Source organism: Burkholderia sp. Ac-20384, assembly GCF_017104605.1.
Lineage (GTDB): Bacteria > Pseudomonadota > Gammaproteobacteria > Burkholderiales > Burkholderiaceae > Burkholderia > Burkholderia lata.
The window spans coordinates 1-9854 of the sequence record NZ_JAAGPE010000319.1 but is presented as its reverse complement, the minus strand read 5'-3'; the positions used below and the strand labels follow the sequence as shown (position 1 = coordinate 9854).

10 protein-coding genes and 1 pseudogene are annotated in these 9854 nt (G+C 66.9%); 4 read left to right on the top strand and 7 right to left on the bottom strand.

Translation table 11 applies throughout. The features are described 5' to 3' along the window. The 5 genes and pseudogenes from G3O00_RS43630 to G3O00_RS35560 all read right to left on the bottom strand — a co-directional run. A pseudogene (locus tag G3O00_RS43630) lies at positions 1–161 on the bottom strand (multidrug transporter subunit MdtA); the annotation flags it as partial. A 253-nt stretch (positions 162–414) separates the two neighbouring features. Next, on the bottom strand, positions 415–1239 hold the full coding sequence (locus G3O00_RS35575; protein ID WP_174934866.1) for an IclR family transcriptional regulator: 825 nt from the start codon (positions 1237–1239) through the stop codon (positions 415–417). Positions 1240–1827: 588 nt separating this feature from the next. Beyond that, positions 1828–3792, bottom strand: coding sequence for an alkaline phosphatase PhoX (locus G3O00_RS35570; RefSeq protein WP_206145784.1), 1965 nt, complete (start codon positions 3790–3792; stop codon positions 1828–1830). Between the two features lie 159 nt (positions 3793–3951). Beyond that, positions 3952–5145 (bottom strand): ammonium transporter, encoded by a 1194-nt coding sequence (locus G3O00_RS35565; RefSeq protein ID WP_011351477.1) that lies wholly within the window; start codon positions 5143–5145, stop codon positions 3952–3954. Positions 5146–5429: 284 nt separating this feature from the next. Continuing rightward, positions 5430–5765, bottom strand: coding sequence for a hypothetical protein (locus tag G3O00_RS35560; protein WP_206145783.1), 336 nt, complete (start codon positions 5763–5765; stop codon positions 5430–5432). A 193-nt stretch (positions 5766–5958) separates the two neighbouring features. On the opposite strand from G3O00_RS35560, the gene G3O00_RS35555 reads away from it, so the two are divergent. The 4 genes from G3O00_RS35555 (at position 5959) to G3O00_RS35540 (ending at position 8422) form a co-directional block, all read left to right on the top strand. After that, the gene (locus G3O00_RS35555) at positions 5959–6387 is read left to right on the top strand and encodes a hypothetical protein (protein WP_206145782.1); all 429 of its coding nucleotides are present in this window, start codon (positions 5959–5961) and stop codon (positions 6385–6387) included. Between the two features lie 90 nt (positions 6388–6477). Continuing rightward, positions 6478–6933 (top strand): Rrf2 family transcriptional regulator, encoded by a 456-nt coding sequence (locus G3O00_RS35550; protein ID WP_089472448.1) that lies wholly within the window; start codon positions 6478–6480, stop codon positions 6931–6933. 129 nt (positions 6934–7062) lie between these two features. Beyond that, a complete protein-coding gene (locus tag G3O00_RS35545; protein WP_206145781.1) occupies positions 7063–7704 on the top strand; it encodes an NAD(P)H-binding protein in 642 nt (213 codons plus the stop codon). Between the two features lie 247 nt (positions 7705–7951). Next, positions 7952–8422 (top strand): Lrp/AsnC family transcriptional regulator, encoded by a 471-nt coding sequence (locus G3O00_RS35540; protein WP_011351482.1) that lies wholly within the window; start codon positions 7952–7954, stop codon positions 8420–8422. Between the two features lie 68 nt (positions 8423–8490). Here the strand turns inward: G3O00_RS35540 and G3O00_RS35535 are convergent, their stop codons facing one another. Together G3O00_RS35535 and G3O00_RS35530 are read right to left on the bottom strand one after the other, a co-directional pair. Beyond that, positions 8491–9264 (bottom strand): ABC transporter ATP-binding protein, encoded by a 774-nt coding sequence (locus G3O00_RS35535; RefSeq protein WP_174934874.1) that lies wholly within the window; start codon positions 9262–9264, stop codon positions 8491–8493. A 4-nt stretch (positions 9265–9268) separates the two neighbouring features. Next, on the bottom strand, positions 9269–9854 hold a 586-nt coding region (locus G3O00_RS35530), incomplete at its 5' end, for an ABC transporter permease subunit (RefSeq protein ID WP_206145780.1).

The window sequence follows — 9854 nt, the reverse complement described above, 5'->3', positions numbered from 1 at the left end:
GCACTGCCGGCCGCCGGCGTGCGATTCCACGGATGCCACCACAGCAGGCCGCCGATGACGACGACCGCGAGCGCGCCGGCCATCAGCGTGCGGCGCGGGCGCCGCGCGGCGGGGGACGCGGGATCTTTCGAAGGAGGCGTGGGCTTTTGTTCGTTATCCATCGTGTTCTGTCAGGAAGACGGCGCGGCGGGCCGGAAATCGGACTGCTGGGCTGCGCGTGGGCGAGCGGTGCCGGGAGGGGGCGCCCGGCTCGGTCCGGGCCCCCGCCGGTCTGCGCGGGAAAAGAGCGGTGCGCACCGCGAGTGCGGCGCGACGATGGGCATGATCCTACGTCCCGTCCCCGTTACAGTCCAGTGGTCTATCTTTCAACGGGTTACGGTCGTTACAGAACGCGACAGGACGATGACGAAACGATTACACGCTGATGCGGCGAGCCGGTGCGCCGCCGATCTCGCGGGTGATTTTCGCGATGCATTCGTGCAGCGCGGGCACCACGTGTTCGTGCAGCCATTCGGGCGGGCACTGGTGCGACGCGCCACCGCAATTCACCGAATAGCGCTGCCCCGACGGGCCGACGAAACCGGCCGCGACGGCATTCAGGCCCTCGCGCCATTCGCCGATCGCGATCGCGTGGCCGTCGCGCATCGCGTCGTCCAGCGCGGGGTTCAGGCGGGCGGACACATGCGGCCAGTCGTCGCCCGCCGTGGTGCGCAGTGACTCGAGCAACAGGCGGCGTTCGTCTTCCTCGAGTGCGGCGAGATACGCGCGGCCCACGGCGGTGCGCGCGATGTCCATCCGCGAGCCGATTTCGAGGCGCGTGACGAGCACGGCCGAGCGCGGCCGGATCACGTCGATCGCGACCATGTCGAGCCGGTCGCGCACCGCGAGGTGCACGGACAGCGACGTGCGTTCGGCCAGTTCGATCATGAACGGCCGCGAACGCGCGCGGATGTCGAAGTTGCGGAGGAAGCCGTGGCTCAGTTCGAGCACCGACGCGGTGAGCACGAAGCGCTCGCTGTCGGGCAACTGGAACAGGAAGCCGGCGCTGACGAGCGTCGCGGTGATGCGCGAGACGGTCGGCTTCGGGATACCGGTCAGTTCGGTCAGCTCGCGGTTGCTGACGGGCGCGTCGGCCGCCGCGATGCGGCGCAGCACGGCGAGGCCGCGGGCGAGGGCGGTGATCTCGTCGGGCGACGATTCACGGTCCCGCGACGCGGGATGGGTTACAGTTGTCGACACGAGGGATTCTCTCTAATTCCGAAACTCGATTTCAATTTTGTTGGTATTGTAGGAGTATTGTCAAAGGATGCATGTTCTGCTGGCGAACCGGTCATTGGATGATATTTTACGGGTTCACCCTTGGTTTATTAGGAAAACGCTCAAATGAGCGTTGCCAGAAAGTGCATGAACCGGTGCAAATACCGCTTGACTTGTCGGGCGGAAACGGAAAGAATGTCTCACGTTTTCGAAACATCGTTTCAAGAGTTTAACCGGCAACGATGTTTCGCGCAGTCTCTCAGGTTCTAGCACGGCCCTCGGAATGGCTAGAACTTTTTTAGCGCCACGGTCTCCGTGGCGCTTTTTTTTGCCCGTCTTTCTGCTCGCCCGCCCGGACGCGTCAGGCCCGTATTATCCCCCGATCGTCGAAACCCCCTGTTTGAACGCAGGCGGCCGCTGTTTGCGCGCGCGCTTTGCATGTGCGCCGGCGAAAAAAAAGCGCGATGCCCGCAGTGGGCATCGCGCATCAAACGGCGTGGAGCGCCGACGAATGAACGGTGATGAAGAAAGGGGCCTGGCCGGGGCGCAGGCCCGCCTCGCGTGGTCCGGTCAGGCCTTCGCGAGCTTGATGCTGGTCTGCTCGGCCGTCAGGTAGCCGACGCTGGCGCCGAAGCGGTCCTTGAAGTTCGCGCGCACGAGCGGATCGAGCGTCGGCTTGACCTTGTCGTGCAGCGGCGATTCCCAGTCGCCCGCGTGCTGGAAGTTGCTCATGATGTACGTCCAGCCGTTGATCTCGTCGACCGCGTGCAGGCCCGTCGATTCGGCGCCGGCCGGGCACGACAGCACGCGCGTGAGCGATTTCGTGTCGACGTTGTAGGCCCACAGGAAGTTGTTCACGTGCATGCCCGAGTCTTCGCCGATGAAGAGCGTGCGCAGCTTCTCGGAGAACTTCAGGTTGTCCGGGTTCGCGATCTTGTCCGGGTTCGCGAGGTTGCCGAGCCCGTCGGCGGCGGCGAGGTCCTCGCCGACCAGCGCGGCCGGCGCGCCCATGTCGACCGGCACCCATTCGCTGTCGATCGCGCTGCCCGTCGTGTCGCGCTGGCTGCCCTTCAGGTTCAGTGCATAGACGGCGCCCGCGGCGATCTTCTTGTCGACCGCGACGTCGCGCGACACCGCATTGCCCTTGACCATCGACGTCTCGATCCGCGACATCGCCGTGTAGACGATCTTGTCCTTCGCGTTCACGGTCGTGCCTTCGAGCTTCGTGAAGCCCATGCTGCCGCCGAGCAGCGCCGCGTAGCGGTGCGTCTCGAGGAACGCGGCCGCCTTTTCCATCCCCGGCTTCACACGCATCCAGTTGAACTTGCCGCCGAAGTGGATCTTCGTGTAGCTCGCATCGTTCGGGTCGGTGGTCGTCAGGTCCATGATGTCCGACGCCTTCAGCGTGTTCGCGAGCGCTTCGATCTCGCTGCTCGTCGCGTGGCCGATCCTGATCCACGTGAGCGTCGCGGTGCCCGCGCCGGCGGACGACGTTTGCGTCCACTTCGCGACGTACAGCGTGCCGGCCGACAGGTCGGCCGCCTTGTCGGCGACGAACATGAACAGGCCGCCGTTGGTTGCGTCGTCACCCATCATCACGGTGCGCTGGTCCGGCATCACCTGGATCAGCTCGTGCGAGATGCGGCCGAGGCAGTAGTGCTTCTTCACGGTGCCGGTGCCGTCCGGATTCACGGTGATCTCGGGCAGGTGGCCGTAGTGGTAAGGGTTCGCCTTCGTCTCGCCGCCGAACGTGTTCTTGCTGAACGCCTTGAACTGCGCGTCGGTCGCGACCTTCGTTGCGTCGGGTTCGTACTCTTCGCTCGACAGGTGCGTGCCCCACGGCGACAGGCTCGCGCCGCACGTGATCCACAGGCCGTGCGCCTTCGACGTGTCGACGTTGTGGTACTTGACGACCTTCAGCGCGCCGTTGGCCGGATCCTGGTCGAGCGTGAGCACCGCGATCGGCGACGGCAACTGGCCGTACTGCGATGCGCTGGCCTGGTCGCGGGTCGTGTATTCGAACTGCACGACGGCGAACACCGTGTTGCCCTTCACGCCGGGCACGTTCGCGTTCTTCAGCGTCAGCAGCGAGCTGCCGTCCGGGCAGTCGGAATAGAACTGGCGCTCCTTGCCGGCAACCGAGCGATCGATGATCGGCTGGTTGTTGATGTCGTAGTAGCCGCCCGCGAGCGTCGTGCCGCCCTTGCCGTCGGGCACCAGGTCGCCCGTCACGAAGAACGGCCGGTACGCCAGCTTGAAGTTGCGTGCCGAGCCGTCCGAGAACGACACCGACAGCGTCGAGCCGACCGTCGTCGTGGCCATCGCGGCCGCGTTGTCGAGCGTGGGCGCGGCCATCGCCGAGAACGTCGCCGACGTGTACGCGGCGGCGACCGGGGCCGGCGTCGACGCGGGATTGTCGTCGCCGCCGCAACCCGTCAGCAGGGCCGGCAGCGCGAGGCCGGAAAGCGGAAGCATCGGCGCGCCGGCGAGGATCTTCAGGGCCTGACGACGGGAAGTATTGGGCAACGCGGGCATGTGGTGTCCAGTTTCAGTTGTTGGAAGAATGGCCTTCGCGAGGCAGGCGGTCAGCAAGCTCGGCGAAGGCAAATTGAAAACTGGACGGAAGTGTAAGGACGCTAGATGAAAGTTTTTTGAATTGAAAACGTAATAATGCGTCGGACGTTCGTCAGGCGCTCAATCGCGTTCGGGCGTTGCCGAGATGCGGTGGATCGACAGGTCCGCGCCGTCGAACTCGGCTTCGCGATCGAGGCGCAGCCCGACGGTTGCTTTCAGCGCGCCGTAGACGAGCGTGCCGCCCGCGGTCGCGATCGCGATGCCGCCGAGCGTGCCGACGAGTTGCGACATGAACGACACGCCGCCGAGACCGCCGAGCGCGGGCAGGCCGAACACGCCGGCAGCAAGGCCGCCGAGCGCGCCGCACATGCCGTGCAGCGGCCACACGCCGAGCACGTCGTCGATGCGCCACTTGTTCTGCACGCAGGTGAACATCGCGACGAACAGTGCGCCGGCCGCGGCACCCGTGACCAGTGCGCCGATCGGGTGCATCACGTCGGAGCCCGCGCACACCGCGACGAGGCCCGCGAGCGGCCCGTTGTACGTGAAGCCCGGGTCGTTGCGGCCGGCCATCCACGCGGCGAGCGTGCCGCCGACCATCGCCATCAGCGAGTTCACGGCGACGAGGCCGCTGATCTTGTCGAGCGTCTGCGCACTCATCACGTTGAAGCCGAACCAGCCGACCGCGAGTACCCACGCGCCGAGCGCGAGGAACGGGATGTTCGACGGCGGGTGCGCGGCGATCCGGCCGTCCTTCGCATAGCGGCCGTGGCGCGCGCCGAGCAGCAGCACGGCCGGCAGCGCGACCCAGCCGCCGAACGCGTGCACGACGACGGAGCCCGCGAAATCATGGAACGGCGCACCGAACGCGTGCGTGAGCCAGGCCTGCACGCCGAAGCGGTTGTTCCAGGCGATTCCTTCGAAGAACGGATAGATGAAGCCGACGATGATCAGCGTCGCGACGAGCTGCGGATTGAACTTCGCGCGCTCGGCGATGCCGCCGGACACGATCGCGGGAATCGCCGCCGCGAAGGTCAGCAGGAAGAAGAAGCGCACGAGCGCGTAGCCGCTGTGCTGCGACAGCGTGCCGATGTCGTCGAAGAACTCGACGCCGTACGCGATCGTGTACCCGATGAAGAAGTACGCGAGTGTCGACACCGAGAAGTCGACCAGGATCTTCACGAGCGCGTTGACCTGGTTCTTCTTGCGGACCGTGCCGAGTTCGAGAAATGCAAAGCCCGCGTGCATCGCGAGCACCATGACGGCGCCGATCAACAGGAACAGTGTGTCGACGCCGGATTTCAGACCATCCATGCCGTGGCTTCCTTGCGCAAAAAACGGGCAAGGAATGCAAGTATCGAGCCAACTTGGTGAACGGCTGCGTGGAGTTGGTGCTTCGACACCGTGTGGTGCGGCAATCCGGTGAATCGTGCACGGGAAGGGGGCGCGGCCGGCGCGGGTGCGACGTGATACCGATTGCACGCGTGTGGTGCGGCGCGTGCGGAACTGGTGCGTGCGATGTGCCGATTGGTGCGGTGTGGTGCGTCGTGGTGCGCGACGGTGCGCGACGGTGCGTCGCTGCGCACCGTTCCGGCGCGTCAGTGGCGCGGGAACAGCGGCGGCGTACGGCGCAGCCGCAGCGCGCACGCCGACCAGTATGCGGCGACGGTTGTCAGCCCGAGCGCGGCAAATGCGAGCGCCGCGAAGCCCGCAAGCGACTGGCCGTCGGCAGTGGGGCCGAGGATGCCTTCCGCGACGATCAGCGCGGCCGTCCAGAAGCCGATCACGGCCTGCGTGAGCCGGCGCGCGGACGCGACGCGGCGCGGGCGGCCGGATTCGGCCAGGCGGCGCGCCGACGGCGCGCGCAGGCACAGGAACAGGGTGGCGGCGAGCACGGCGGCCAGGGCGATGAACCAGTCGATGAGGAAATCCATGAGAAAAAGGGGGCACGTCCAGAGCGGATTGAAGCGTGCCCACTTTAGTGTCCTCGCGTGTGCGATTGAATCAGACGAGTCCGAAATTGAAAGCCATTTTTAATGACGGTGCGTGATTGGCCCTGTTCCACAGGCGGTATCATCGACGTCGGTCCAACCACAAGGCCGTGCGACGCGCGGCCGGAGATTGCTGATGAACATGAAGACAACGCGGGCGCGTCGCGTGCCCGGGTCCGTACTGGTGGCCGTGGCCGCCGGTGCGCTGCTGTTGCTCGCGGGCTGCGAGAAGTCCAGTACGCCGGTCACGCAACCCGATACGGCCGCGAGTGCGGCCGCCGATGCCGCGAACAACGCGGCCAAGGCGCTCGACCAGGTGGCGAGCACCGTCAACCAGCAGCTCAATGCCGCGAAGGCCGGCATCGCGTCCGCGGCGTCGGCCGTGCCGCCGCTGTCCGCGAGCGGCCTCGCGTCCGCCGCGCAGGCGCAGATCGACGCGGCCGCGTCCGCGGTCGTCGCGCATGCGGCTTCCGAAGCCGGCGCGAAGATCGCCGAAGCTGGCAAGAAGCTCCAGCAGTGGAGCCAGCAGAACGCGTCGGGCGCCAAGCCCGCGAGCGGAGAGTGACGCGGGCTTGCATAATCCGCGAAATGTAATTATAGTAGTTACACATGTCGCCGGCCGCAGGATGGGCCGGCGTCGTCAAGTGAGTCAGGAATGAATACCAGCAGCCGGTTCGCGTTTGCCGTCCACGTGCTTGCCTTGCTGTCGATGCAGGAAGGCGTGCCGCTGTCGTCCGACATCATCGCGGGCAGCGTGAACACGAATCCGGCGCTGATCCGCCGGTTGCTGTCGATGCTGGCGGCCGCAGGGCTGACCACGTCGCAACTGGGCGCGGGCGGCGGTGCGCTGCTGGCGCGCGAGCCCGGCGCGATCACGCTGCTCGACGTGTATCGTGCGGTCGACGATGCGCAACTGTTTGCGCTGCACCGTGAGGCGCCGAATCCCGCGTGTCTCGTCGGGCGGCACATCCAGGGCGCGCTGATCGACTACATCGGCGACGCTCAGCGTGCGATGGAAGCATCGCTTGGCACGCGCACGCTGGCCGACGTCACGGCCGACGTGCTGGATCTGGAGCAGCGCACGCAACAGGCGGCACGCGCCGGCGGGTGACCGGCGGCAGGGCAGGAAGCCGGACGGCGCGAGAGGCGCGGCGACCGGCGCAACGGGGGCTTTGCCCCGTTTTTTTCGGTCTTATATGTAATTAAATGTGTTACATATTTTTCTTACTGGAGAATCGATATGACGCAACGTACTTTGAATATCGCGCTGTTCGGCGCCACCGGCACGATCGGCTCGCGCATCGCCGCAGAAGCCGCACGACGCGGCCATCGCGTGACCGCGCTGTCGCGCAATCCGGGTGCAGCCGGCGAGGGCATCACCGCGAAGGCGGCCGACCTGTTCGACGCGGCCAGCATCGCGGCCGCGCTGCCGGGCCATGATGTCGTCGCAAGCGCGTACGGTCCGAAGCAGGACGATGCAGCGAAGGTTGTCGCGGCGGCGAAGGCGCTGGTCGCCGGCGCGCGCCAGGCCGGGCTGAAGCGGCTCGTGGTGGTGGGCGGTGCCGGTTCGCTCGAAGTCGCACCGGGCAAGCATCTCGTCGACAGCGAAGGTTTCCCTGAAGCGTACAAGGCGGTCGCACTCGCGCATCGCGACGCGTTCGACTACCTGAAGACGGTCGGCGATCTCGACTGGACGTTCTTTGCGCCGGCCGCGCTGATCGCCCCGGGCGAGCGCACGGGCACGTTCCGCACGGGCGTCGGCAAGTTGATCGTGGACGCCCAAGGCAACAGCAAGATCTCGGCGGAAGACTACGCGATCGCGTTCGTCGACGCGCTCGAGCAAGACAGCTTCGTGCGCGAGATCGCGACGGTCGCGTATTGAGCGGTGCGCCGGCCAGTGGCGCGCAGGCGCCGGGCCGGCTGCGACGTGCAGGAACCACGGGCGATTCCACCTTCACGGGCGGGATCGCCTGTTTCATTTGGTGCATGCCGCGTACCGGCAGCATCGTTCGTTTCGAGCGGGTGCCGGATCGGTATTTATACCGGTCGACGCGGTGAAGCCGTTTCCATATTGTTCCCCGTTGTGCAGGATGAATAGAATAAATTTCTATCTACGAGGGACTGGAGAAATGGACGCCATCGATCGCAAGCTGCTGGAGCTGTTGCAGGCGGATGCCACGCTGCCGATCGCGGAACTGGCACAGCGCGTGAACCTGTCGCAGACGCCGTGCTGGAAGCGCGTGCAGCGGCTCAAGGAAACCGGCGCGATTCGCGCGCAGGTTGCGCTGTGCGATCCGCGCAAGCTCGGGGTCGGCACGACCGTGTTCGTCGCGATCCGTACGAACCAGCACACCGAGGAATGGGCGCAGCGTTTCACGCAGGCCGTGCGCGACATGCCGGAAGTGGTCGAGGTGTACCGGATGAGCGGCGAGACCGATTACCTGCTGCGCGTCGTGGTGGCCGGCATCGACGATTACGACCGCGTCTACAAGCAGCTGATTCGCGCGGTGCCGCTGTTCGACGTCAGCTCGTCGTTCGCGATGGAGCAGATCAAGTATTCGACCGCGCTGCCCGTGCGCGATCTTGCGGAGCCGGCCTGACGCGGCAACGAAAGGCGGCAACGAAGCGCGGCAATGAAACGACGCGGGCGCGCATCGCGCCCGCGAGTTCAGCGGCCGCGCGCCAGTGCACGCGCGCGTTCGTCGGCCAGCGCGTCGCGCCGCACGAAATCCGCGACGAACGGGCTGGCCGGATGGTGATGCAACGCGTACGGCGTATCCCATTGCGCGAGCTGGCCGTCCTTCATCACGCCGATCCGGTCGGCGATCGCAAATGCTTCGGCCTGGTTGTGCGTGACGAGGATCGCGGTGTGGCCCGTGCGTTTCAGGATGTCGCGCAGTTCGAACGCGAGTCGCTCGCGCGTATCGACGTCGAGATTCGAGAACGGCTCGTCGAGCAGCAGTAGCTCCGGCGACGGCGCGAGCGCACGCGCGAGTGCGACGCGCTGCTGCTGGCCGCCCGACAGTTCGTGCGGATAGGCGCTGCCGGAATCGGCGAGGCCGACAAGATCGAGCATCTCCGCGACGCGCATGCGCCGTTCGGCTTTCGGCATGCGCCGCAGGCCGAACGCGACGTTGTCCGCCGCGCTCAGGTGCGGGAACAGCGCGTAGTCCTGGAACATCATGCCGATGCGGCGCCGCTCGGGCGGCACGTCGAGCGACGGCGCCGCGACGGGCGCGCCGTCCAGCACGATGCGCCCCATGCGCACCGGTTCGAAGCCGGCGATCGCGCGCAACACGGTGGTCTTGCCGCAGCCGGACGCGCCGAGCAGGCAGCCGATGTCGCCGCGCGGCAGTGCAAGGCTCAGCCCGTCGACCACCGTGCGGCGGCCGTGCGGCGTGTCGTACGCGAGGCAGAGGTCATCGAGTTCGAGCAGGTTCACGGTGTCAGGCTCCGATCTTGTGGCGGGTGCGGGCGAGCAGGATCACGGGCACCAGCCCGGCCAGCACGATCGCGAGCGCGGCGACCGCGCCTTCCTCGTAGGTGCCGCGCGCGGCTTCCGCATACAGCCAGGTCGCGAGCGTGTCGAAGTTCAGCGGACGCAGCAGCAGCGTCGCCGGCAATTCCTTCATCGCATCGACGAATACCAGCAGCGCGCTCGTCGTGAGCGCGGGCCGCAGCAGCGGCAGGTGCACGCGGCGCAGCGTGCCGCCGGCCGTCTCGCCGAGCGAGCGCGACGCCTGTTCGAGCGACGGCGGGATACGCGCGAGGCCGGCTTCGATGCTGCCGGCCGGGATCGCGAGAAAGCGCACGGTATAGGCGATCACGAGCGCAGCGGCCGACCCCATCAGCAGCAGCCCGTCGAGGCCGAGCACCGCGCCGAACAGCCGGTCGGCCGCCGCGAACGGGATCAGCAGGCCGATCGCGAGCACGGTGCCCGGCACCGCATAGCCGAGGCTCGCGATTCTCGCGCCCACGCGGGCCGGACCCGCGCGGGCGCTGTCGCGTTGCGCGCGTGCGGCCCATGCGACG

Excerpts from the sequence above, each read along its gene's own strand:
- G3O00_RS35545 (WP_206145781.1), top strand. The coding sequence starts at position 7,063 with ATGACGCAACGTACTTTGAATATCGCGCTGTTCGGCGCCACCGGCACG.
- G3O00_RS35560 (WP_206145783.1), bottom strand. The coding sequence starts at position 5,765 with ATGGATTTCCTCATCGACTGGTTCATCGCCCTGGCCGCCGTGCTCGCC.
- G3O00_RS35570 (WP_206145784.1), bottom strand. The coding sequence starts at position 3,792 with ATGCCCGCGTTGCCCAATACTTCCCGTCGTCAGGCCCTGAAGATCCTC.
- G3O00_RS35550 (WP_089472448.1), top strand. The coding sequence starts at position 6,478 with ATGAATACCAGCAGCCGGTTCGCGTTTGCCGTCCACGTGCTTGCCTTG.
- G3O00_RS35540 (WP_011351482.1), top strand. The coding sequence starts at position 7,952 with ATGGACGCCATCGATCGCAAGCTGCTGGAGCTGTTGCAGGCGGATGCC.
- G3O00_RS35565 (WP_011351477.1), bottom strand. The coding sequence starts at position 5,145 with ATGGATGGTCTGAAATCCGGCGTCGACACACTGTTCCTGTTGATCGGC.
- G3O00_RS35555 (WP_206145782.1), top strand. The coding sequence starts at position 5,959 with ATGAACATGAAGACAACGCGGGCGCGTCGCGTGCCCGGGTCCGTACTG.